The 25,345-nt window shown below is 41.3% G+C and carries 23 protein-coding genes; all 23 read left to right on the top strand.

The window, feature by feature from the left end; all coding sequences use genetic code 11:
• Positions 1-14 precede the first annotated feature (14 nt).
• Entirely contained in the window at positions 15-1,124 is a 1,110-nt protein-coding gene (gene pdhA, locus IGI66_RS07450) for a pyruvate dehydrogenase (acetyl-transferring) E1 component subunit alpha (protein ID WP_010780691.1), read from the top strand.
• A gap of 2 nt (positions 1,125-1,126) precedes the next feature.
• Positions 1,127-2,104, top strand: a complete 978-nt coding sequence (locus tag IGI66_RS07445) for an alpha-ketoacid dehydrogenase subunit beta (protein ID WP_010780692.1) — start codon at positions 1,127-1,129, stop codon at positions 2,102-2,104.
• A gap of 135 nt (positions 2,105-2,239) precedes the next feature.
• A complete protein-coding gene (locus IGI66_RS07440; protein WP_438848301.1) occupies positions 2,240-3,895 on the top strand; it encodes a dihydrolipoyllysine-residue acetyltransferase in 1,656 nt (551 codons plus the stop codon).
• A gap of 7 nt (positions 3,896-3,902) precedes the next feature.
• Positions 3,903-5,309 (top strand): dihydrolipoyl dehydrogenase, encoded by a 1,407-nt coding sequence (gene lpdA, locus IGI66_RS07435; RefSeq protein ID WP_010780694.1) that lies wholly within the window; start codon positions 3,903-3,905, stop codon positions 5,307-5,309.
• Positions 5,310-5,542: 233 nt separating this feature from the next.
• On the top strand, positions 5,543-5,812 hold the full coding sequence (locus IGI66_RS07430) for a UPF0223 family protein (RefSeq protein ID WP_288226287.1): 270 nt from the start codon (positions 5,543-5,545) through the stop codon (positions 5,810-5,812).
• A gap of 74 nt (positions 5,813-5,886) precedes the next feature.
• Positions 5,887-6,642 (top strand): inositol monophosphatase family protein, encoded by a 756-nt coding sequence (locus IGI66_RS07425; RefSeq protein WP_438848298.1) that lies wholly within the window; start codon positions 5,887-5,889, stop codon positions 6,640-6,642.
• A 120-nt stretch (positions 6,643-6,762) separates the two neighbouring features.
• Positions 6,763-8,604, top strand: a complete 1,842-nt coding sequence (gene typA / locus IGI66_RS07420; protein ID WP_010780697.1) for a translational GTPase TypA — start codon at positions 6,763-6,765, stop codon at positions 8,602-8,604.
• Between the two features lie 288 nt (positions 8,605-8,892).
• Positions 8,893-9,282: a hypothetical protein gene (locus IGI66_RS07415; protein ID WP_438848296.1), complete on the top strand. Its 390-nt coding sequence runs from the start codon at positions 8,893-8,895 to the stop codon at positions 9,280-9,282.
• 48 nt (positions 9,283-9,330) lie between these two features.
• Positions 9,331-10,350, top strand: a complete 1,020-nt coding sequence (locus IGI66_RS07410; protein ID WP_438848294.1) for a DUF2922 family protein — start codon at positions 9,331-9,333, stop codon at positions 10,348-10,350.
• A gap of 454 nt (positions 10,351-10,804) precedes the next feature.
• On the top strand, positions 10,805-11,107 hold the full coding sequence (locus IGI66_RS07405) for a YlaN family protein (RefSeq protein WP_010780700.1): 303 nt from the start codon (positions 10,805-10,807) through the stop codon (positions 11,105-11,107).
• A 3-nt stretch (positions 11,108-11,110) separates the two neighbouring features.
• Positions 11,111-12,301 (top strand): FtsW/RodA/SpoVE family cell cycle protein, encoded by a 1,191-nt coding sequence (locus tag IGI66_RS07400; RefSeq protein WP_086303753.1) that lies wholly within the window; start codon positions 11,111-11,113, stop codon positions 12,299-12,301.
• A 5-nt stretch (positions 12,302-12,306) separates the two neighbouring features.
• Entirely contained in the window at positions 12,307-15,729 is a 3,423-nt protein-coding gene (locus tag IGI66_RS07395; RefSeq protein WP_316406699.1) for a pyruvate carboxylase, read from the top strand.
• A gap of 21 nt (positions 15,730-15,750) precedes the next feature.
• Positions 15,751-16,860, top strand: coding sequence for a CAP-associated domain-containing protein (locus IGI66_RS07390; RefSeq protein WP_438848291.1), 1,110 nt, complete (start codon positions 15,751-15,753; stop codon positions 16,858-16,860).
• Between the two features lies 1 nt (position 16,861).
• Positions 16,862-17,287 (top strand): YlbF family regulator, encoded by a 426-nt coding sequence (locus IGI66_RS07385; protein WP_010780704.1) that lies wholly within the window; start codon positions 16,862-16,864, stop codon positions 17,285-17,287.
• Positions 17,274-17,621, top strand: a complete 348-nt coding sequence (locus IGI66_RS07380; RefSeq protein WP_174293652.1) for a YlbG family protein — start codon at positions 17,274-17,276, stop codon at positions 17,619-17,621. Before IGI66_RS07385 ends, IGI66_RS07380 begins: the two co-directional genes overlap by 14 nt.
• A 138-nt stretch (positions 17,622-17,759) precedes the next feature.
• On the top strand, positions 17,760-18,314 hold the full coding sequence (gene rsmD, locus IGI66_RS07375; RefSeq protein ID WP_316406697.1) for a 16S rRNA (guanine(966)-N(2))-methyltransferase RsmD: 555 nt from the start codon (positions 17,760-17,762) through the stop codon (positions 18,312-18,314).
• Position 18,315: 1 nt separating this feature from the next.
• Positions 18,316-18,810: a pantetheine-phosphate adenylyltransferase gene (gene coaD / locus IGI66_RS07370; RefSeq protein ID WP_010780707.1), complete on the top strand. Its 495-nt coding sequence runs from the start codon at positions 18,316-18,318 to the stop codon at positions 18,808-18,810.
• Complete coding sequence (locus IGI66_RS07365; RefSeq protein WP_044926157.1) at positions 18,800-19,843, top strand: SepM family pheromone-processing serine protease; 1,044 nt, start codon at positions 18,800-18,802, stop codon at positions 19,841-19,843. Before coaD ends, IGI66_RS07365 begins: the two co-directional genes overlap by 11 nt.
• Before the next feature lie 121 nt (positions 19,844-19,964).
• Positions 19,965-20,573, top strand: coding sequence for a helix-hairpin-helix domain-containing protein (locus IGI66_RS07360; RefSeq protein ID WP_314580767.1), 609 nt, complete (start codon positions 19,965-19,967; stop codon positions 20,571-20,573).
• 29 nt (positions 20,574-20,602) lie between these two features.
• On the top strand, positions 20,603-21,091 hold the full coding sequence (locus IGI66_RS07355; protein ID WP_010780710.1) for a ComE operon protein 2: 489 nt from the start codon (positions 20,603-20,605) through the stop codon (positions 21,089-21,091).
• 68 nt (positions 21,092-21,159) lie between these two features.
• Positions 21,160-23,316: a DNA internalization-related competence protein ComEC/Rec2 gene (locus tag IGI66_RS07350; RefSeq protein WP_438848288.1), complete on the top strand. Its 2,157-nt coding sequence runs from the start codon at positions 21,160-21,162 to the stop codon at positions 23,314-23,316.
• 128 nt (positions 23,317-23,444) lie between these two features.
• Positions 23,445-24,473, top strand: coding sequence for a DNA polymerase III subunit delta (gene holA / locus IGI66_RS07345; protein WP_438848287.1), 1,029 nt, complete (start codon positions 23,445-23,447; stop codon positions 24,471-24,473).
• A 405-nt stretch (positions 24,474-24,878) separates the two neighbouring features.
• Positions 24,879-25,328, top strand: a complete 450-nt coding sequence (locus IGI66_RS07340; RefSeq protein ID WP_010780713.1) for a flavodoxin — start codon at positions 24,879-24,881, stop codon at positions 25,326-25,328.
• Positions 25,329-25,345 lie beyond the last annotated feature (17 nt).

Here is a 25,345-nt window from a genome sequence, read left to right as displayed (position 1 = left end):
GAAAGTGTGACACCATGGCAGAAAAAAAGTTAACGATTGATTTTGAAGCCTTACTAAAAGATGTAAACGCGGATTTCCCCGTGTACCAAGCGCTAGATGAAGACGGAAAGATTGTGAATGAGAATCTAGTTCCTGACTTGTCGGATGACGAACTTGTTGAATTAATGACTTCAATGGTTTGGTCGCGTGTTTTGGACCAACGTTCAACGGCATTGAACCGTCAAGGGCGTTTAGGATTTTTCGCTCCAACCGCTGGACAAGAAGCCAGCCAATTAGCGAGTCACTTCGCATTTGAAAAAGAGGATGTTTTATTACCAGGGTATCGTGATGTGCCTCAATTGATCAAACATGGTCTGCCGCTAGCAGAAGCCTTCTTATGGTCTCGTGGTCACGTTGCCGGGAACAACTATCCTGCTGAATTGCAAGCATTACCACCACAAATCATCATCGGAGCTCAATATGTACAAGCTGCCGGTGTCGCATTAGGATTGAAAAAGCGCGATAGTAAAAATGTTGTTTTCACATATACAGGTGATGGCGGTTCTTCACAAGGTGATTTCTATGAAGCAATTAACTTTGCAGGGGCCTATCATGCAAACGCTGTATTCTACATTCAAAACAATGGCTTCGCGATCTCAACACCTCGTGAAAAACAAACTGCTGCGAATACATTGGCTCAAAAAGCAGTTGCAGCCGGAATTCCTGGTATCCAAGTGGATGGAATGGACCCATTGGCTGTTTATTATGTATCTAAGAAAGCACGTGAATGGGCAGCAAACGGCAATGGTCCAGTATTGATCGAGACATTGACGTACCGTTATGGTCCACATACTTTGTCTGGAGACGATCCAACACGTTACCGTTCAAAAGAAATGGATGACGAATGGACAAAGAAAGACCCATTGGTTCGCTTCCGTAAATATTTAACTGAAAAAGGTTTATGGTCAGAAGAACAAGAAGAAAAAGTTATCGAAGCGACAAAAGAAGAAATCAAACAAGCGATCACAGATGCTGACCGTGTACCGAAACAAAAGGTTTCTGATTTCTTGAAAAATATGTATGAAGTACAACCTCAAAACATTAAAGAACAAGTTGAATTCTATGAAGCGAAGGAGTCGAAATAATCATGGCACAAAAAACAATGATCCAAGCAATCACAGATGCCTTAGCTCTGATGCTTGAAAAAGACAAAGAAGTTTTAATTTTCGGTGAAGACGTTGGTAAAAATGGCGGAGTATTCCGTGCAACTGAAGGTCTTCAAGAAAAATTCGGCGAAGATCAAGTGTTCGATACACCGTTGGCTGAATCCGGTATCGGCGGTTTGGCTTTCGGACTTGCTTTACAAGGCTTCCGTCCAGTTCCAGAAATCCAATTCTTTGGATTCGTCTTTGAAGCGATGGATGAGATCGTCGGACAAATGGCTCGTACACGTTACCGTATGGGAAATACACGGAATTTACCAGTAACGATCCGCGCACCGTTTGGTGGTGGTGTTCATACACCAGAACTTCACTCAGACAACTTAGAAGGCTTGATGGCTCAATCTCCAGGCTTACGCGTGGTGATTCCTTCAAATCCTTACGATGCAAAAGGTTTGTTGATTGCATCAATTCGCAACAATGACCCAGTTGTATTCTTAGAACACATGAAATTGTACCGTTCATTCCGTGAAGAAGTACCAGAAGGAATTTACGAAGTACCATTGGATAAAGCTGCCGTTACAAAAGAAGGCTCGGATGTTTCGATCATTACCTATGGTGCGATGGTCCGTGAAGCGATCAAAGCAGCAGACAACTTAGCAAAAGAAAACATCAATGCAGAAATTATTGACCTACGTACTGTAGCGCCGCTTGATGTAGATACGATCATCAAATCTGTTGAAAAAACAGGACGTGTAGTCGTTGTCCAAGAAGCACAAAAACAAGCAGGTGTCTCTGCACAAGTAATCTCAGAAATTTCTGAACGTGCGATTCTTTCATTGGAAGCGCCAATCGGACGTGTTTCTGCTCCAGATACGATTTTCCCATTTGGACAAGCAGAAGGTATCTGGTTGCCGAACGCAGCAGATATTGAAGCAAAAGTAAAAGAAATCGTAGCATTTTAATTGTCAGTTTTACGAATCAATTTTAGTAGATTCGTAAACGGGCATGCATATGAGACTATTGAATTTTATATAAGGAAAATTCATTACTAGCAAGCTAGCTTAAATGCTGGCAAATAGAAATAAGGAGCGAAAAACATGGCTTACCAATTTAAATTGCCTGACATCGGTGAAGGCATCGCTGAAGGCGAAATCGTCAAATGGTTCGTCCAAGCTGGCGACACAATTAATGAAGATGATACATTATTAGAAGTACAAAACGATAAATCAGTGGAAGAAATTCCCTCTCCAGTAACTGGAACGGTTAAAAAAATTATTGTAGACGAAGGAACAGTAGCGAACGTCGGTGACGTATTAGTCGAAATCGATGCGCCGGGACACGAAGACAATGAAGGTGACGCAGGCGTCGCAGCAGAATCTCAAACACCAGAAGCACCAGCAGCAGAACCAACTGTGGAAAGCGGATCAAGCGAAAGCAATAGTTCTGACAATGGCGGCGGCGTTTTCCAATTCAAATTACCAGATATCGGTGAAGGAATTGCAGAAGGTGAGATCGTTAAGTGGTTTGTTAAAGCCGGCGATACGATAGAAGAAGACGATACATTGCTAGAAGTACAAAACGATAAATCAGTAGAAGAAATCCCTTCTCCAGTAACTGGAACAATCAAAAAAGTCATCGTAGACGAAGGTACAGTCGCTAATGTTGGCGATGTATTGGTCGAAATCGATGCACCTGGACACAATGATGCCAGTGCTTCTTCAAGCGAAAGCTCTGCACCTGCAGAAGCGCCAAAAGCAGAAGCAAACAATGATTCTTCCGTCGTTGAAGCAAGCAACCCTGACAAACGTGTGTTGGCTATGCCATCTGTTCGTCAATATGCTCGTGAAAAGGACGTTGATATCTCTCAAGTAACAGCTACTGGTAAAGGTGGACGTGTGACAAAAGAAGACATCAACACGTTCGTTTCTGGCGGCGGGCAAGCTGCACCAGCAAAAGCAGAAGAAAAACCAACAGAAACAACGACGTCAACTTCAGGTGCTTCAGCGAAAGCAGAAAAACCTGCGCAAGCATTTAGTTCAACTATGGGCGAAATGGAAACTCGCGAGAAATTGACACCAACACGTAAAGCTATTGCCAAAGCAATGGTCAACAGCAAGCATACAGCTCCTCATGTAACGTTGCATGATGAAGTAGAAGTGTCTAAGCTTTGGGATCACCGTAAGAAATTCAAACAAGTGGCTTTGGACAATGGCACAAAATTAACCTTCTTGCCTTACGTCGTTAAAGCGTTGACTGCGACTGTGAAGAAATACCCAGTATTAAACGCATCGATCGATGATGCAGCACAAGAGATCGTTTATAAAAATTACTACAATATCGGTATTGCAACGGACACCGATCATGGATTATATGTACCAAATGTGAAAAATGCTGACACTAAAGGCATGTTCAAGATCGCTGATGAAATCAACGAAAAAGCGGCCTTGGCACATGATGGTAAATTATCAGGAGACGATATGCGTAATGGGACTATTACGATCTCAAATATCGGTTCAGTGGGCGGCGGCTGGTTCACACCAGTCATCAACTACCCTGAAGTGGCGATCCTTGGCGTTGGTACGATTGCGCAACAACCAATCGTCAATGACGAAGGCGAATTAGCGGTTGGCCGTGTGATGAAACTTTCATTAAGCTTCGACCATCGCATCGTTGATGGGGCGACAGCGCAAAAAGCGATGAACAATATCAAACGTTTATTAGCTGACCCAGAATTATTATTAATGGAAGGATGATAAAATCATGGTAGTTGGAGATTTCGCCATTGAATTAGATACAGTTGTAATCGGTGCAGGACCTGGCGGCTACGTAGCCGCTATCCGCGCCGCAGAAATGGGACAAAAAGTAGCGATCATTGAACGGGAATATATTGGTGGCGTTTGTTTGAACGTCGGCTGTGTACCCTCAAAAGCCTTGATTTCTGCTGGACACCATTACCACGATTCACTTGACTCGACAATGTTCGGCGTGACAAGCGAAAACGTGAAGTTAGATTTTGCTAAAACGCAAGATTGGAAAGAAAACGAAGTCGTTAATAAATTAACGACAGGCGTAAAATTTTTACTGAAGAAACACAAAGTGGAGATCATCGAAGGTGAAGCGTTCTTTGTTGATGATCAAACATTACGGGTGATTCATCCAGATTCAGCACAAACGTATTCATTTAACAACGCCATTGTCGCAACAGGTTCTCGTCCAATCGAGATCCCAGGCTTCAAATTTGGCGGACGTGTGTTGGACTCTACCGGCGGTTTGGCTTTAGAAGCTGTACCAGAAAAAATGGTTATTATTGGCGGAGGGGTCATCGGTGCGGAATTAGGCGGCGCATATGCGAACCTTGGTGCGGAAGTGACGATCCTTGAAGGAACGCCGCAAATCCTGCCAACCTATGAAAAAGACATGGTTCAGCTTGTCGAAAAAGATTTCAAACAAAAAGGTATCAAGGTCGTGACTTCTGCAATGGCACGTGAAGCTGTAGATAACGGCGACAGTGTTACAGTACGCTATGAAGTAGACGGGAAAGAAGAAACGATCGATGCAGACTACGTGATGGTCACTGTCGGACGTCGTCCAAACACGAATGACATGGGCTTGGAACAAGCCGGTGTTGAAATGACGGAACGCGGATTGATCACTGTAGACAAACAAGGACGTACGAATATCCCTAGTATCTATGCTATTGGCGATATCGTTCCTGGCGCAGCGTTGGCCCATAAAGCTAGCTATGAAGCGAAAATTGCCGCTGAGGCGATTTCTGGTAAAAAAGTAGCGGTTGATTACAAAGCAATGCCGGCTGTTGCCTTTACTGATCCAGAATTAGCTACAGTAGGTATGACGATCAAAGATGCGAAGGAAGCGGGTCTGGAAGCGAAAGCATTCAAATTCCCATTCTCTGGTAACGGTCGTGCCTTGTCATTAGGCAAAACAGAAGGCTTTATCCGTTTGGTTACAACAGTCGAAGACAATGTGATCATTGGTGGGCAAATTGCCGGTGTTGGTGCTAGTGATATGGTTTCTGAGTTGGCGTTGGCCATCGAATCAGGAATGAACGCGGAAGACATCGCATTGACGATCCATCCGCACCCATCATTAGGTGAAATTGTGATGGATGCCTCTGAGCTAGCTTTAGGGATGCCGATCCATATTTAAAACGATGTTTTTAAAAGCCAAAATCCTCTAAAAGGGATTTTGGTTTTTTTTTGAGTAAACTTCACACAGGCTATAAGAAATCTAAAAGTCATTTAATGCTAAAAAGCAGGAAAATAAGAGGGAGACAAGGTATCGTTTACGACATTTTCCGACTAAAGAAACGTGTTTGTGAATCCAAAAAAGCGGGTAAGAATCATTTTATGTTAAACTGTTTTTGAATGGAGCGTGGGAAAGTGGCAAATTATAGTTATCCAATCGATGAAGACTGGTCACACGATGAAATTACAACCGTGATAAATTTTTTCAATTTAGTCGAAGAAGCTAATGAGAATGGAATAGACAAAGAACGATTTCTAAATGGCTACAAAAAATTTAAAACAGTGGTTAAAAGTATTGGCGAGGAAAAGCGATTAGGGCGAGAATTTCAAGAAGTGAGTACGTATTCGATCTATCATACAGTCAAGAAGGCCAAAGAAACGCCGTCTAAGCGGTTTAAAATGTAGTCAGTGTATCATTGCTTCTGGCGGGACAAAAGCGCTATAAGTACAGCGAGATCGATTTTTAAGGAGAGATGAAGATGGAGAATGAGATCATTCAATGGATTTATGAAGCAGCGAGTAAAATCAGGACAGGATTGGGCGATGCCTTGAAGGTCGATCAGAAAAACGGTCGCACCGATTTAGTAACGAACGTAGATAAAGAGGTACAGGATTTCATCGTCAAAAAAATCAACGAATATGATCCAGAGGCGCTGATATTGGGCGAGGAAAACGGGCAGGATCAGACACCGATCGACAAAGGGCGCGTCTTTGTGATTGATCCGATCGACGGGACATTGAATTTTGTGATGCAGCAGGAAAATTTCTGCATTATGATCGCTGTTTATGAAGAAGGCGCTGGCCAGCTTGGTTTTATTTATGACGTGATGCGGGATGAGCTTTTTTGGGGTGGCCCAAAAGTCGGCAAGGTCTTCTTTAATAAGAAGGAAATCGACGCGCCTGAGAACACCTCTTTAAGAGCAGGGCTGATCGGAATGAATGCGGCTCTTTACCGAAAAAATGCGTTTCATGCACAGGAGATCGGGCTTGAATCCATGGGCATCCGTGTTTTAGGCTGTGCGGGATTAGATTTTATCGCTATTTTGAAGGGGACTCAAATTGGGTATATCAGTATGCTCAGTCCGTGGGATTATGCTGCCGGAACGATTATGATGGATCAATTAGGAATGGTCAGCTATGGGGCGAATAGGCAGCCGCTGACTTATCAAGGAAGAGAATTTTTCATTGGTGCGACACAGGCAGCAATGGCGGAGATTCAAGCCTTTGACCAGTAAAATCCTTAAGAAAAAACTTTTTCTGAAAAAATGAAAATGTTTTACTAACACTCTTAGGGATTTTCTGTTATAATTGTCAATCGAGTGAGTCTCGCGTTACAAGAAAAGGAGCAATTAAAATTGAATTACAGAGAAGATATCCGCAACGTGGCTATTATTGCCCACGTCGACCATGGTAAAACAACATTAGTAGATGAAATGTTAAAACAATCCGATACCCTTGATAGTCATGTAAACCTACAAGAACGGGCAATGGATTCAAATGCATTAGAAAAAGAACGTGGTATCACGATCTTAGCGAAAAATACCGCAGTAAACTATAAGGATTACAAAATCAACATCATGGACACTCCAGGGCATGCTGACTTCGGTGGTGAAGTAGAGCGTATCATGAAGATGGTTGATGGCGTATTGCTTGTTGTAGATGCCTATGAAGGTACGATGCCGCAAACGCGTTTCGTATTGAAAAAAGCCTTAGAACAACATTTAACACCAATCGTTGTTGTAAATAAAATCGACAAACCTTCTGCACGTCCAGAAGAAGTGGTAGATGAAGTATTAGAATTATTTATCGAATTAGGAGCAGATGATGATCAATTGGATTTCCCAGTGATCTATGCTTCAGCAATCAATGGAACATCTAGTTTATCGGATGACCCTGCGGAACAACAAGAAACAATGGCTCCTGTTTTTGATACGATCGTTGAAAAGATTCCAGCTCCCGTTGATAACAGTGACGAACCGCTGCAATTCCAAGTATCATTACTAGATTACAATGACTATGTTGGACGTATCGGTATCGGCCGTATCTTCCGTGGAAAAATGAAAGTCGGCGACCAAGTTTCTGTTATGAAGCTTGACGGTTCGATTAAAAACTTCCGTGTAACGAAGATCTTTGGTTTCTTCGGCTTGCAACGTTTGGAAGTTCAAGAAGCAAAAGCCGGCGATTTGATCGCTGTTTCTGGGATGGAAGACATCTTTGTTGGGGAAACAGTAACACCTATCGACCACCAAGACGCATTACCAATCTTGCACATCGATGAACCAACATTGCAAATGACATTCCTTGTAAACAATTCACCGTTTGCTGGTCGCGAAGGTAAATATGTGACTTCACGCAAAATTGAAGAACGCTTGATGTCAGAATTGCACACAGACGTTTCTTTACGTGTTGAAAATACAGAGTCTCCTGATGCGTGGACTGTTTCTGGTCGTGGCGAATTGCATTTGTCGATCTTGATCGAAAACATGCGTCGTGAAGGCTATGAATTGCAAGTATCACGTCCAGAAGTTATTGAACGAATGGTTGATGGCGTTAAATGTGAACCGTTTGAACGAGTACAAATCGACACTCCAGAAGAATACATGGGCAGCGTGATCGAAGCTTTAGGTCAACGTAAAGCAGAAATGCAAGACATGATCCATTCTGGTAACGGACAAGTTCGTTTGGTCTTCTTAGCTCCTGCCCGCGGCTTGATCGGATTCACTACTGAATTCTTATCAATGACTCGCGGATACGGCATCATGAACCATACATTTGACCAATACTTGCCAATGATCCAAGGCGTGATCGGCGGACGTCGTAACGGCGCGTTAGTTTCTGTTGATACTGGTAAGGCTACCATGTACTCAATCATGAGTGTAGAAGAACGTGGAACTGTCTTTGTTGAACCAACTACTGAAGTATACGAAGGCATGATCGTTGGTGAAAACAGCCGTGATAAAGACTTAGGTGTAAATATCACGAAGGCAAAACAAATGACAAACGTTCGTTCAGCCAATAAAGACCAAACGTCTGTAATCAAAAAACCACGTATTCTGACTTTAGAAGAATCTCTAGAATTCTTGAACGATGATGAATATTGTGAAGTGACACCCGAATCTATTCGTTTGCGTAAACAGATCCTAAACAAATCTGAACGTGAAAAAGCAGCGAAAAAACGTAAAGTTGCAGCAGAATAATTTGTACTTCCAGACCTCACTGATGATAGTGAGGTCTTTTTTTGTTGCATGAGCGATCGTTGATAGAAGGAATTGTCTGGTTGTTCTTCTTTGTTAAAAATTATTATCTGATGTTTTTAAGTTATTTTTACAAGGAGTAAGCAGGATGATTCGGCGATTATTAAACTATTTGCTTATTATAATTTATTTTTTATGAACAATTCGGATTGGACTTTCCGAAAGAATAGCAGTAATTTTTTCGTGTAGATATCTGATAAGAATTCTTATCAAAAGGAGGAACCATGAGCGATGGAAGAATACGGATTAACTAGACAAAAACTATTTACTTTAAAACGTGGGACCCTAGAGAAACGCCTGCGCACTTATTATTATGAAACTAAAAATGAAAAGGCTGCCATCGAGATGCTGATCGCGCTGCAAGTCAGAGATGAACTAACGAGTGAAGCAGATAATTTTTCTCATATGCTGAGAAGCGTTGTGTCTCGTATTTTTTTGCATAGACGTACGACGAAAGCGATGCGTCGTTTTTATCATTATTTTACAGAATACTTTAGCGAAAAAGACTGGCAATCATTAGTAACGAAATTATTTCCAGTATTGACTTATAACGAGGAAACAGCTGAGGAATTCGTCTCGCAAACGTCCGGGGAATATATTCTAGGAGTTGCGGAGTCATGATTGACTGAACCAAAAAGAACAATGAATGGGTGGAAAGGGGAGAGTGAGATGGATACAAGCACAACGATCTTATTGGATGCTAAATTTATGAAAAGCAATGGGAAAAAGCATCATTTCCGCATGAAGGGCTTTGATCCAACCAAGCCAGCGGAAAAAGTAAAAGCAGCACTGAAAAAATTAACCAAGCTGGATATTTTTGAAAAAGACGGCGTTGGCCTATATAAAGAAGTTCTGGAAGCAAAAATGGTAGAAGTTAAAAAGACGGTTCTTTTTAAGGACCATCAGAAGGATAAACCCAAAAAGGAAGAAAAAGACTTATATACGCAAATCACAGAAATGGCGTCTGCGATGGGGTACTCGCTGGATGCGTCCTTCGACATCTTAGATATCCTCAAACTGCCAGAGGAGTTAACGATCATAGAAGAACGACCGAATGCTGAGACACTGATCCAGTTGATCCAACTGCCTAGCGGATTCGATCCAACGGAGTTGTCAGAACAGCAAAATTATCGTGTGGTTGCGTCCTGTTTGCCAAAAAATGCGACGTTAAAAGATATTTACCTCGATGATGAAACGACACCTGCCAAACTGCTTGCCGTTTCAACAATCGAAGTGAAAAAAGAGGACACGTCAAGTGCCGCTTCAAAGGCGTTGGCAGCAATCAAGTTGCCAGAGGATTTGACGATTATCGAAGAACGGCCGAATCCAGAAACCTTGATTCAAAAAATTGGATTGCCAAAAGGGATTGACCCAGTAGCGCTGTCGGATAAGGACAATTATCGGATCGCTGTGTCTTGCTTGCCTGAGAACAGGATATTAAAGGAGCTTCTCATTGACGATGAGACAACGCCGGCTAGATTACACTCGGTGTCAAGAGCAGCTAATACTGCTCCACCGATCCCCTTGATCGAGAATGCGAGCGCAAAACCAAAAGAGAGCATAGAACCAAGGCCAGTTTCGGCCAGCCCGCCGAAACGAACAGCAGGAGAAAGTCCGCCCAAGCCATTAAAAATAACCAGCCATAAGCGGCGTCACCGACTGATTGAACGTATAAGAAGTCGGGAATAACGAATTTGAATGGTTAAACAAATCTAAATCCAACGTTGGTAAATTGAACTGTTCTTATACAAAATATTTTTATAGAAAATAATAGCTCGCTTAAATCAGCGGGCTATTTGTCGTGAGTGGAGATAAGTGGTCCATAAAGGGCTAGATAAGGAGCGATGAAAAAGGATGCTCACATTTTTAATGAAGAGGCGCGTCAGGGATCGATGAGTAAATTATAGAAAAACGTTATGTTTCATATTTCCTATTTGTTTCACGGCGCAACTGTTCAAAAGGATTGATTTTCTGCGTTTTTATCTAAAGTTTTTGGTTTGTAATCTTTATGTAATATTCGATCAGCTGTGTAAAAGTCAAAACCCGAACGAAGTGTTTAGAAAAAGCTTAGTCTCACGTATTTTTTCACTTTTTGAAATTTTTCTATGTTATAATGTTGGAATCAAGATAGGAGGGAAGCAAAATGGAAAATATTTCTTCTGATTTTGCCGTTAAAGTGTTGCAAGAAGATGCTGACAGGATTAAATTGTTGATTCGTAATCAAACAAATAGTCTGTGTATCTCTCAATGTAAAGCTTTTGAGGAAGTCGTTGATACACAAATGTATGGCTTCTCACGTCAAGTATTCTTTGCTGAAAAGGTAGGTATCTTGAAGCGCGGAGAAGGACAGCAAATGCTTAGCGATCTAGAAGCTGAGTTGAATCGTTTATATACGGAATTGTACGAAACTCGTCAAGATTTGACGGATGCCGGCTGGGAGGCTTAACCCTTGCCAACGAAGATAAAAAAACGTCATTTTTTAGATTATAGTATTTTGATTCCTTATTTGATTTTGACCGTGATTGGTTTGATCTTTGTTTATAGTTCAACATCTTATCTATTAATTACGAATGATATAAGCCCAACAAGTCTGGTGATGAACCAGGGAATCTTTTGGGTTTTAAGTTTGATCGTGATTAGTTTGATGTATAAGATGAAGACAGATGTATTGAAGAGTCAGCAATTGATCATTTTTGCTACATACCTCATTTTTATTCTGCTCATTGTCGTCATGTTCATCGGTGATGAGATCAATGGGGCCAAGGGCTGGATTCGAATTGGTTCCTTTACAATGCAGCCAGCCGAATATTTGAAAATAATGGTCGTCTGGTATTTGTCTTATATTTTATCGAAGCGTCAAGAAACCATCCAAGACAATTTCGTGAATGACATGAAGCGCCCCTTAATGCTGGTTTTCGCCATGATCTTTCTGGTTGCGATCCAACCGGATATGGGGAACGCTGCGATCATTACCTTATTAGCTGTCATTTTGTTGTTAGCAAGCGGGGTTAATTGGTTGTATAGTTTGATCATCGGCGGGACAGGTATAGCAGGTAGTTTCTTAGCAATTGAATTTATGACTCATTTCGGTGAGGCGATTTTGCCTGAAAGGCTGCAATACATTACTAGCCGGTTTGAAAGTTTTAAAAACCCCTTCAAATATGAATTGGATCAAGGCCATCAAATGGTCAACGGCTATTACGCCATGTTCAATGGCGGTTGGTTTGGCCGGGGATTAGGAAACAGTATCGAAAAAAAAGGATTTTTAAGTGAAGCTCATACCGACTTTATTTTCTCTATCGTAATAGAGGAAGTTGGTTTGATCGGCGCTTTAATTATATTAGCAGTATTGATTTTTATGATCGCGCGAATCTTCTTAGTTGGGATTCGTTCGAAAAAACCTTTCAATTCATTGATATGTATCGGAATTGGAAGCCTGTTGTTATTACAAGTTTTTATTAATCTTGGTGGTATTTTAGGAATTATTCCATTGACAGGGATCACATTCCCATTTCTGAGTCAAGGAGGAAATAGCTTACTTGTGTTGTCAGTAAGTGTCGCCTTTGCATTGAATATCAGTGCGGATGAGAAGCGAACGAAACTTGCAATCGAGTATGAATACTTAAAAAGTCAGGAGTGAAGTGCATGAAAAAGGTATTGGTAGCAAATAGAGGTGAAATTGCAACGCGGGTGTTCCGTGCGTGTAGTGAGTTAAACATTAAAACGGTAGCGATTTTTGCAGAGGAGGATCAATACTCCGTACACCGTTTCAAGTCAGACGAAGCTTATTTGGTCGGCAAGGGAAAGAAACCGATCGACGCATACCTGGATATTGAGGACATTATTCGTGTGGCGAAAGAGGCGAACGTGGATGCCATTCATCCAGGTTATGGGTTTCTTTCAGAGAATTTAGGCTTTGCGAAGCGTTGTCGCGAAGAAGGATTGATCTTTGTCGGTCCTGATTTGCACCATCTAGATATTTTCGGCGATAAAATCAAAGCGAAAGCAGCAGCATTGGAAGCGGGGATTCCGTCAATTCCTGGTTCAGATGGTCCAGTAGACACGATCGAAGGTGTACTGGAATTTGCAGAATCACATGGCTATCCGATCATGATCAAAGCAGCGTTAGGCGGCGGGGGTCGTGGAATGCGGGTTGCTCATGATGAAAAAGAAGCACGTGAAGGGTATGATCGTGCGAAAAGTGAAGCCAAGGCCGCTTTCGGAAATGACGAAATTTATGTCGAAAAATATGTTGCCAATCCTAAGCATATCGAGGTCCAAATTTTAGGAGATACTCATGGAAATGTTCTGCACTTATTTGAGCGCGATTGTTCTGTTCAACGTCGTCATCAAAAAGTTGTAGAAGTCGCTCCATGTATTTCTTTAAACGACGAACAACGGGAAAGAATTTGTCAAGCAGCGGTTCAATTGATGAAACACGTGGGCTATGTGAATGCCGGAACAGTGGAGTTCTTAGTGGAAGGGGATAACTTCTACTTTATCGAAGTCAATCCGCGGGTCCAAGTAGAACACACGATCACTGAATTGATTACGGGTGTTGATATTGTTACGTCACAGCTTTTGATCGCTCAAGGCAAAGATTTGCATAAAGAAATCGGCTTGCCAGAACAAAAGGATGTCCAAATGTCTGGTGCCGCGATCCAATGTCGTGTCACAACGGAAGACCCATTGAATGGCTTTATGCCTGATACAGGGAAAATCGATACGTACCGTTCACCGGGTGGTTTTGGTGTGCGTTTAGACGTCGGAAATGCTTATGCAGGAGCGACGGTAACGCCTTACTTTGACTCATTGCTGGTAAAAGTGTGTACCCATGCATTGAATTTTGATCAAGCCATCGAAAAAATGCAGCGTTGTTTGATCGAGTTTCGTATTCGCGGCGTTAAGACCAACATTCCGTTTATGCACAACGTGATCAGCCACCCTGTCTTCCAAAGTGGAAATGCAAAGACGACGTTTATTGATAATACGCCTGAGTTATTTGAATTCCCTCGTGTCCGCGATCGTGGAAATAAAACGATGCGATACATTTCTGAAATCACGGTAAACGGCTTCCCAGGCATCGAAAAGCAAGAAAAACGTTATTTTGAAACACCACGTGCACCAAAGATTGAAAAACGTGAACTTCTTACTGCTAAAAATGTTTTGGACAACGAAGGCCCTGACGCAGTCTCAAAATGGGTGAAGGCGCATGATTCTGTCTTATTGACAGATACGACCTTCCGAGATGCGCATCAAAGCTTACTGGCTACACGAGTGAGAACCCATGATTTATTAAATGTTGCTCAAGCAACGGGAGAAGGAATACCAGAACTATTCTCAAGTGAGATGTGGGGCGGTGCAACCTTTGACGTGGCCTATCGTTTCTTAACCGAGGACCCTTGGAAACGATTGAAATTATTGCGTAAAGCAATGCCGAACACATTGTTACAAATGTTGTTCCGCGGCTCAAATGCAGTAGGCTATTCTAATTATCCAGATAATGTACTGGAAGAGTTTATAAAAGAAGCGGCGCATTACGGGATCGATGTTTTCAGAATTTTTGACAGTTTAAACTGGATTCCACAAATGGAGAAAAGCATTCAATACGTACGTGATGCAGGGAAAATCGCTGAAGGAACGATTTGCTATACCGGCGATATTTTGGACCCAGATCGTACAAAATACAATGTACAATACTATAAAGAGATGGCGAAAGAATTGGAAGCTATCGGAGCACACATCATTGCGATCAAGGATATGGCTGGTTTATTAAAACCGCAAGCCGCATTCCAATTGATCAGTGAACTAAAAGAGGCGACAGATCTGCCTATTCATTTACACACCCATGACACGGCAGGAAATGGGATCATTACTTTATCTGCTGCTGTAAAAGCGGGAGCAGATATTGTGGACGTGGCAACAAGTGCCATGAGTGGTGCAACTAGTCAGCCAAGTATGAGCAGCTTATACTACGCATTGCAATATGGCGATCGTACACCTGAACTGAATTTAAAAAATGTGCGTCAGATCAATCACTATTGGGAAGATGTACGACCATACTATGCCAGCTTTGAGAATGGCATCATGGCTGCGCAGACGGAAGTTTACGATCATGAGATGCCTGGTGGACAATATTCGAATCTGCAGCAACAAGCAAAAGCGGTTGGCTTAGGCGACAAATGGGATGAAATCAAAGAAATGTATCAAACGGTCAATTTGATGTTTGGCGACATTGTTAAAGTAACCCCATCTTCTAAAGTTGTTGGTGATATGGCATTGTTCATGGTTCAAAATGATTTAACAGAACAAGATATCTATGACCGTGGAGATGAGTTAAGTTATCCAGACTCCGTAATCAGCTTTTTCCAAGGCGAATTAGGGCAGCCTGTTGGCGGATTCCCTGAAAAACTGCAACAGATTATTTTACAGGGTCGTCCAGCGATGCAGGAGCGTCCAGGTAAGTTTGCGGAACCAGTGAATTTTGAAAAAGTAAAACAAGAGCTGCAAGAATTGATCGGCTTTGAACCGAGCAAAACAGATGTCTTAAGCTATTTGATGTATCCGCAGGTATTCTTGGATTATCAAAAATCGTATGGACAATTCGCAGATGTAACATTGCTTGATACGCCGACCTTCTTCTCAGGTATGCGTCTTGGTGAAACGATCAATGTTCAGATTGAAAAAGGGAAGACATTGATTATTCGTTTAGATGAAATTGGCGAAGCAGATGTCGAAGGAAATCGTACCCTGTTCTTCAACTTAAATGGTCAACGTCGTGAAATCGTCGTAAAAGACGCATCGATCAAGAGTGCCGTGCAAACAAAACGCAAAGTAGAACCAACAAATCGCGAGCAAATCGGCGCGACAATGACGGGCTCTGTTTTGAAGGTATTAGTTAAAAAAGGCGACCATGTTGAAAAGGGGCAACCATTGCTGATCACTGAAGCGATGAAGATGGAAACATCGATTGATGCTCGATTTGCAGGAGAAGTCGCTCATTTATATGTTGAAGAAGGAGAAAGCATTTCTTCTGGTGATTTATTGATTGAAGTGAAAGAAAAATAGTAGTTGTAGGAGCGTTGCCGTGTGAAAAGAGTGATCGGATTTTTTAGTATCTTGTTTTTGGTTTTGGTTGGTTACTATTTACAGCCGGTTCTCTTTCCACCTGCGCAAAAAAATATCCCTATTGAGCATAAAGATCAAACGGTTCGCCACAAGGCGTTAAAGCATCAAACAATCAAGGCGGAAGGGTATGCGACTTATATTTCCCAGCCCATCGAATCCTTTGAAGAGAAGTTTGGTCAACCGACTAAGATCGAGGAGAGCGGATTTTTCTTTCAAACGCGGGATTATGCATTGGAACAGGGATTATTAGAAGTGAATGTTGAATCCGGCAAAGTCAGTACCATCAAAGTAATGGCGAAGAAAAATACTGAAGCAAAGCCATTCAAATTTGGGATGACAAGCAAGCAGCTCTCCGATCAAATTAATTTATCCGCGGATTTTGCTTTGGCTTATGATGAAGAACCGGTAGCAATTGAATTGAGCGAGAATGACATGCGTTTTCGTCCATTAGTCGCATTCGATAACGGGACCTTCGCAATGCTCTTTTTTAATGGTGACAGTGAAAAATTGATCGGTACTGTTTATTTGGACATGGAAAACCTGCTGCGGCTGATGCCTTATCAGATCAACAGCGGCAATCCGTTGGCAAATCGTGTCCAAGAAAGCAATCTCGATTGGAATTTATTGAATCAGCAAAAGCAGACTAGAATGATTGAAGCGATTAATCGCTACAGAAGCTTGCAAAAATTGCCCGTTCTTTCCACGTCGATGAAAAGCTCAGAGAATGGCGAAAAGCTATTAAAAAGTTTTTTAACGACGCCTAAAAGAGTTCTGTCAAATGAGCGTTTAGAAGAATGGCAGACGGATCAAGGGGCTCACTTGAGTAATTTATCTTTTGAATTATCTGACACAGAGTTCAAAGATCTGGCTAAATCTGAGAAGATCGATTATCAGGAAGGCTTCTTCTATTTTCCTATGGTAGACCCTTTGTTTAATTTATTTAATTGGATCAGTCGCGATCATTTGAACGAGCTTTTTGATGGGCCTAAATCAGAGCTCGGCGTTGCAATCAATCAAGAAAGTGTGCTAGTCTTGTTACAAGAACCTGAAAAAACAAAGGATAGTGACTAACTTGATTATTAATGATGCTTTCTTTCAGTTGGAAGATCAGAACCAGATCTTGGTTCAAGCGATATTAGCGAGTCAATGCTATAAAAACTATCTGCAGGCGAAAGCACAGATGAATGCTTGTGATGACGTGGCTAAACTGAAAAGAAATTTTCAAGCTGAAAAAGAAAAGTTTGAGCGAATCGCTGCATATGGCGAATACGCGCCAGATTACCGTCAGCAACAGCGGAGTGTCCGCAAGAGCAAGCGTGCGCTTGATTTAAATGAAAAGGTGGCCGCTTTTCGTGTAGCAGAGACAGATTTTCAACGATTATTGGATGATATCGGGCAACGATTGGCAAATACCATTTCTTCAGATATCAAAGTTGATGCTGGAAATCCCTTTTTTGAAACAGGGAATCATAGTTGTAAGGGGAATTGTCATGGATAATACAGAATTTGTAATGCAACATAGACGAGGAATGATCGTTTGGGTCTATTCGTTAAAACAATTGAAAACGTTGAAACGCTTTGGATTGGTTCATTTCGTTTCTAGAAAAATGAAATACGTCGTCTTATATGTGAACGAAGAGGCCGCAGATGAAACTGAAGAAAAACTTCAAGGACTTCATTTTGTGCGCCAAGTAGAACGTTCATACCGACCAGATATTGAAATGAATTTTGCGGATCGCATTGGAACAAAAGCCGCTTATCAGGTGAAAGACGAGGAAGAATTGGATGTTCTTGAGGCCAATACGAAGATTCGTTTAGCGGAAACCGTTTAATTAAGGTGAAAAATGTCTGATTTATTCAAACATTTTTCATCTTTTTCTTTGATAATAACGATATAAATCTCCTTTTTTGCTAGCAATGATCGTTTATCATTCGCAAAACTGGAAGCATTTAGAGAGGGGCATGCACTCATGCGGGTAGTCGCAGGCGAATTCGGAGGTAGAAAATTAAAAACATTAACGGGAAGCAATACGAGACCGACAACCGATAAGGTAAAGGGAGCGATCTTCAATATGATCGGCCCGTACTTTGATGGAGGGAACGCACTAGATTTGTTTTCTGGCAGCGGATCGTTAGGCATAGAAGCAGTTTCGCGGGGAATGGACCAGGCTGTTTTAGTGGAAAAAAACTATCGAGCGATGGAAATCATTCGGGAAAATGTCGCCATGACTAAAAAGGAAGCGGCTTTTCAACTTATGAAGATGCCTGCCAATCAAGCAATCCAGCAGTTAACAGATAACGGACTGCAATTTGATTTGGTTCTGTTGGACCCGCCCTATGCGAAACAAGAGATCGTCAAACAGATCGAAATGCTGCTGCATAATGACTTGTTAACGTCTCGTGCGACAGTTGTCTGTGAAACAGATAAAGAAGTAATTTTACCTGAAAAAATAGGGACATTAAAAGAACGTAAACGTCAAGATTATGGTATCACCGCCATAACGATTTATGATTGGGAGGATTAAGATGACACGCATTGCGCTTTTTCCCGGAAGTTTTGATCCATTAACGATGGGGCATTTAGATACAATTGAACGGGGCGCGAAATTGTTTGATGAATTGATCATCGGCGTTTTCGTAAATACAAATAAGAAAAGTTACTTTACCTCTGAAGAAAAATTAGCTATTGTGGAGGAGTCTGTAAAACACTTGTCGAATGTTCGGGTGGTGGGTCAAGAAAATGAATTGACCGTCAACGTGGCCGAAAAGCTCGGCGCAACCTTTTTGCTACGGGGAATCCGAAGCGTGAAGGATTATGAATATGAAAAAGAGATCGCCTTGATGAATCATCACTTAGACCAGGGCTTGGAATCAGTCTTTTTACTAGCAGATCCGAAATACAGCCACATTAGTTCATCGATTTTGAAGGAAGTCTGGACGTTCAATGGAGATATAAAAGAATACTTGCCTGAAGCAGTCTATCGGGCATTGGAAGAGAAGCGTGAGAATAGTGAAAAATAATAAACTTGTCAAACGATTACTGCTTATTTTTTTAGCCTTAATAGTCGTCGCCTGTATAATTGTGCCGATCCCTTACTATATTGAACAGCCCGGCGAGACCATCAACTTAAAGGAATTGATCACGGTCAATGATAAGAAGGACGAGCATAAAGGCTCCTTCAGTCTAACCTCTGTTGGAATTCGTCGAGCAACAGTATTTACGGCGTTACGATCAAAAATGGAACCCTTTAATGAAATTATTTCTGCAGATGAATTGACTGGCGGTGCCAGTGATGATGAATACATGCAGATTCAAAAGTTCAATATGGAGACATCGCAAAACTTTGCGATCGAGCAGGCATTGAAACTTGCGAACAAGCCTTATAAGATGGAATACAAAGGTGTATATGTGCTAGGTGTAGAAAAAAATTCAAACTTCGCTGGAAAAATAAATGTTGGCGATACCGTAACCAAAGCGGACGGCAAAACTTTTACCAGCAGTGAAGACTTCATGAAATATGTCAAATCTCAAAAAGTAGGTCAAGAAATGAAAGTGACCTATGTCCATAATGGCGAGACCAAGGAAGCGACAGAGAAATTGATCAAGCTTCCGACTGACAAGAAGCCGGGGATCGGTATTACACTGACGGACCACACAGAGATCGATTCACAGGAAAAAGTGAAAGTCGATGCAGGTGACATTGGCGGTCCTTCCGCAGGCTTGATGTTCACATTAGAAATTTACGAACAATTGATCGATAAAGACCTGCGTCATGGCGAAAAAATTGCCGGAACCGGGACTATAAACGCCAATGGCGAAGTTGGCCGGATTGGCGGGATCGATAAAAAAGTCGCCAGTGCAGCCGCAGATAAGAATAAGGTTTTCTTCGCTCCAGACGATGAGATCACGAAGGAAATGAAAGAAGCACAGCCAGGAATCAAATCAAACTATCAAGAAGCAAAAGCTGCGGCTAAAAAAATAGACACAGAAATGAAAATTGTTCCTGTAAAAACAGTAAAAGACGCCTTGGATTATTTAGAGACGATGAAATAAAAAAAGCTGAACGTGTCCGATTGAAAAATCGGGCACGTTTTTTGTATTTCATAGAAAAAAAGAGAAGCAGCCATGCTATTTCTCTTTTTTGTTGCGTATGTTAAACGAAAAGGAGGGTGTTATGAAAGATTATTTGAAAAAGTATCCTATTTTGTTTGCTCTGCCTCTCGTACTGCTTCCGATCGTTTTTTTCTTTCTTACAAGAGAACCTGACAATGAAATCTCAGACCCAGCATTGTTTTCTACAGAAAGCAGTGCGTCGCTAGACACGAGTGAATCCAAAGATCAAGAATGGTATGTTGACGTAAAAGGCGCAGTAAAAAAAGCAGGAATGTATCGTATTAAGGAAGGCATGCGTTTGATGGATGTGATCGATTTGGCCGGCGGGTTTATGGAAGAGGCAGATCAAAACCAACTAAACTTTTCAAAACTAGTAATGGATCAGGAAATAATTTATGTTCCTAAAGTTGGAGAAGAAATCCCAACTATTCAAGAAGAACCTTCAGAAGGGGGCTCAGGAACTGCTGAAGCAGAAACAGCAAAAGTCAATATCAACACAGCAGATGCAACCGAATTGCAGCAATTGAGCGGGATCGGAGAGAAAAAAGCAGCAGATATTATCAAGTATCGTGAAGAAAATGGCAGTTTTCGCGCGATCGAAGACTTGACGAAAGTATCAGGAATTGGTGAAAAGACGCTTGAAAATTTAAAGGACTCGATTACAATATAAGAAAGATCAAAAGAGAGGACGAATAATGGATGACTGAAAGAATCCCTTGGGATCAATATTTTATGGCGCAAGCCGTTTTATTATCATTAAGAAGTACCTGTACACGTTTAGAAGTAGGAGCAACGATCGTGCGGGATAAGCGAATCATCGCTGGAGGGTACAATGGCTCAGTCAGCGGAGATGTTCATTGTATGGATGAAGGCTGCTATGTGGTCGATGGTCACTGTCTTCGGACGATTCACGCGGAGATGAATGCGCTGCTGCAATGCGCAAAGCTAGGGATCGCAACAGATCAAGCGGAGGTCTATGTCACTCATTTTCCGTGTCTCGCCTGTACAAAAGCATTGCTGCAAGCAGGGATCAAAAAGATCCATTATTTGAAGGATTATCACAATGATCCGTATGCGATCGAGTTGATCAAGCAAGTAGGTGCTAGCATGCATCAAGTACATCTCGAAAGTAAATACTTCACTAAACTACAATTAGGAGAAGATGCTGCCACATTGCCTGAAGGATAGCTGCTGTTCGCAACTACTTAATTTTACCGATCTTGGTTGCTGTATTATCAGGAAGTCTGATCTATCAAATGAATTTATGGCTTCTAGTAATTCTTATCGTTTTGTTTTTACGGATTCTCTGCATGAAAAATCATCGGCTGATACTGCTGGTCTTTTTGTGCAGTTTTTTTCTTGGTTTACGAACGTATTATTATGTAAACCAAAATCAATCATCACCAAAAGAATTCACGAATCAAACGATCGAAATACAACCCGATTCAATAAAAGTTGATGGCGATTTTTTAAAGTTTACAGGAAAGATGAAAAAGAAAAAATACTTACTTTATTATGTGCTGAAAACGCCAGCAGAAAAAGCTCTTTGGACGAAAAGAAACGTGCCGGATACGGCCGTGATCAGTGGAGAAACTGCTTCGTTTGAAGGCCCGCGAAACCTGAACGGGTTTGATGAAAGAAAACAGTATAAAAGTTTGGGATTTAATCAAAAAATCCAAGTTGAGTCTATGAAGCCCTATAGACAGAATAAAGTGTCATTAAGCCTTGTGCGCCAGAAATTGATCTGGAAAGTCGATCAGCGCTACTCCAAACGTCTAAGCAGTTATGTAAAGGCGTTAGTGCTGGGGTATAAGGATGAGCAGTTCACGGAATACACCGCTGCCTACAAGACAACCGGATTGCTGCACTTGTTTACACTGTCTGGTTTGCATATTCAATTTTACCTCGGGGGTATTCACTTGCTGCTTAAACGTCTGGGGCTGATAAGAGGAACACGCTTGTGGGTACTTACTTTGGTGGGATTGCTTCTAGTATTTTTAACAGGCGGCAGCTATAGTACCATCCGAGCGGTTATCAGTTTCTTACTTGCGTTTGGTTGTCTCACGTTTGAGCGATCATTATCTAAGCTGGATCAATGGAGCCTCATGCTTTATATCTTAGTCTTTTGCTTCCCCTTGGTTTTTTGGTCAGTGGGTGCTCAATTAAGTATTTATTTTGCTTTGATGCTCCTCTTTCTTAATGATCTGTCTTTTAAAAACTGGCAACAAATGTTCATGTTTTCAGCACTGGCATTGCCTTTGCTGATCTATAGCTTTAGCGAGTGGACCGTTGTTGGAGGGCTACTCACATTGTTGTTGTTTCCATTATTCGAATGGCTGATTTTACCAGGTTCGGTGGTATTATTTTTTGGTTGCTTCATTCCTGTTTTATCACTGCCTGCACCATTGTTTGACGGACTGTTTAGCCTCTTGGAAAAAGGGTTGGCCCTTGTCGCCTTTCCCAATATAGTCATTGGTCACCCAAGCTTTTTAACGTTGCTGTGCCTCATCCTATGTGTTCTTTTCCTGATCGACCGCTTGGCCTATCAGCAGCCGATTTATTGGCTCGTTTGCGTGTCCCTATTCCTTTTAGCAACGACTGCTTTTTCTGTGAATGGCCTAGTGGCGTTTGTCGATGTTGGACAAGGAGACAGTATCTTCATCAAACTGCCCTTTAAGCAAGAAACATTTTTGATTGATACGGGTGGACGATTGCATTTTAAACGAAAGAAGTGGCAGACGCGACAACTGAAGAATCCCTCTGATTACAATTTAGTGCCTTTTTTAAAGTCTGTGGGATGCCGCTCGATCGACCATGTAGTGATTACTCATAATGATGCGGATCATATGGGGGAGTTAGGTCATCTATTAAATGAGATAACAGTAAAAAATCTCTATCTAGCCAAGGGGTCACAAATGGAACTAAAAAAGATTCTTCAGCCTATCAATGACACAGCCATCCATTTAATAAAAAGAGGGGATACGGTTGGCAATCACTTGAAGCTTCAAATACTCTCTCCCGAAACAAGCCAAGGAAAAAATGATGACTCGGTAGTGGCCTATTTTGTGGTAAACAAGCAACGCTTTTTATTGACGGGCGATTTGGAAACAACAGGGGAAGAAAAAATGGGTGCCTATTATCCGAAATTAACAACCGATTTTTTAAAAATAGGGCATCATGGAAGCAACACCTCGACTGGAGAAGCTCTGTTAAAGCAACTGCAACCTAAATATGGGATTATTTCTGTCGGGAGAAGAAACCGATACGGCCATCCCACGGTGGAAACATTGGATAAATTAAAAAAATATCAGACCAGGACTTATCGAACAGATCACCAAGGAATGGTTTATTATCAATGGTCTGCACTATCAAAAAAGGGAAAAATCAAAGTCTTAATAGATTTTCCTGAGTAATCGTGGTAGCATGAAGAGTCAATGTGTCAGGTGATTTTGGCAAAGACCCTACGTATACCATTCCCCATGAGGATTAGTGATATACTATAGAAATTCAACTTTAATTACTACTGAATTAGGAGTATGACATGAATACACAAGAAGCCCTTCAACAGATTAGAACTGCACCGCTAAAACCGGTTTATCTAGTGACAGGAACAGAAGATTATCTGATTCAAGAAATCCGGCAAGCATTTATTGACCGGATGAAAAAAGATGACCTCGAAGAATTGAATTTCATGTCTTTTGATATGGAGGAAAGCGGTCTAGGCGCAGTCATCGACGAGGCAGAAACGATGCCCTTTTTTGGTGATTACCGGCTCATTTTTGTTGAGAATCCTTACTTTTTAACTGGAGAAAAGAAAAGTAACACGCCAGAGCAGGACACGGATGGTTCGGTGGAGTACCTCAAGCGACCGTTAGACACCTCGATCGTCGTTTTTTGGGCGAATTATCCCAAGCTGGATGCCCGCAAAAAAATCACAAAGGCATTAAAGAAAACCGAGATCATCGATGCCGCTCCGCTTCAAGAGCGAGAATTGCGTAATTTTTTGCAGCGCTATATCAGCAATGAAAATGTAAAAATATCAAAAGAAGCATTTGACTTATTTTTACGATTAACAGATTTTGATCTTTCAAAAGCAATGAATGAAATTGAAAAATTATTGTTACTTGCGGGTGATGGAGGGACAATCACCCTTCAATTAGTCCAAGATTTGGTTCCAAAAACCTTAGAGCACAACATCTTTGAACTGACGGAACAAATTTTAAAAGGCGACACGGCAAAAGCTTATCAAACATATGAAGAGCTGCATTTGCAAGGGGAAGAAACGATTAAATTGACCGCGATTTTGATTGGTCAGATTCGTCTGCTGCTACAAACCAAAGTCTTGCAGAAAATTGGCTATCAGCAGGCCAATATCGCGGAAACATTAGGAGTCCATCCATATCGAGTGAAATTAGCGATGCAGCAGGTTGCGAAATTTCCACTCAATCTACTTGTCTCAATGTATGATGAATTAGTCGAAAATGATTATGAAGTGAAGACGGGTCAAGCCGATAAGGAGATCAACTTTCAGCTATTTATCTTAAAAACAACAGAAAAAATAAAAAAATAGTTTTATTATTGAAAAGAAACCATCGGATAATCGCGTATTCGATGGCTTTTTTTGCGTTTGCGAAATAAAATTCCAGAAAATCGATTAAAAGCGACAAATTAGTTGAGATGGAAAAACAAAGTTAGAAAAACAACTATTACCGACTTGTTCAAAAAAATTAGGATAAAAATTTCTCAGCAATGTTTAATAATTCACATTTTTGAGGTATGATTAAACAAAGGTGTTGAATACCTAAAAATAAGCTTGTTAAGCGCTTCATAATAAAAATAAACACCTTTAACCGTGTACTCATTTTACTATTTTTAAAATGCTGCGTGTAATTTTTCTCAATCGATAATAGTCAGCGTCGCTGGCTTTATATATGCAACAAAAATGTATAAAACCATAAAAGAAAGGATGAACAAAATGACATTAGCAAAGATCGTTTATGCAACAAACACAGGAAACACAGAAGGAATCTCTGAAATTCTGGAGGATGCTTTTGAAGAAATCGGGATCGACGTTGAACGCGTGGATGCGGATGAGGCAGAAGCAGATTTTTATGAAGATGCGGATATCTGTGTCCTAGCTACTTATACTGATGGAGATGGGGAATTGCCTTTCGATTTGGAAGACTTGCATGAAGAATTACCTGAGGAAGATCTATCAGGAAAAATCTACGGTGTCGTAGGAAGTGGCGATAGCGAGTTATATCCAGACTATTTCTGCCATGCAGCGATCGCATTTGATGAAGCTTTTGCCAAAACAGGCGCTAAAAAAGCAGCGGAAACTGTGAAAATCGAAAATGAAGCAGATGATGAGGATGAAGAAGTATTGAAAGCATTTGTGAAAACTTTGGTAGAAGCAGCGGAATAAGGATTACCTTGGAGGAA

This window comes from Enterococcus sp. AZ048, from assembly GCF_051715125.1.
Lineage (GTDB): Bacteria > Bacillota > Bacilli > Lactobacillales > Enterococcaceae > Enterococcus_A > Enterococcus_A gilvus.
The sequence above is the reverse complement of the archived record's forward strand: the minus strand, read 5'-3'. Positions and strand labels throughout refer to the sequence as shown.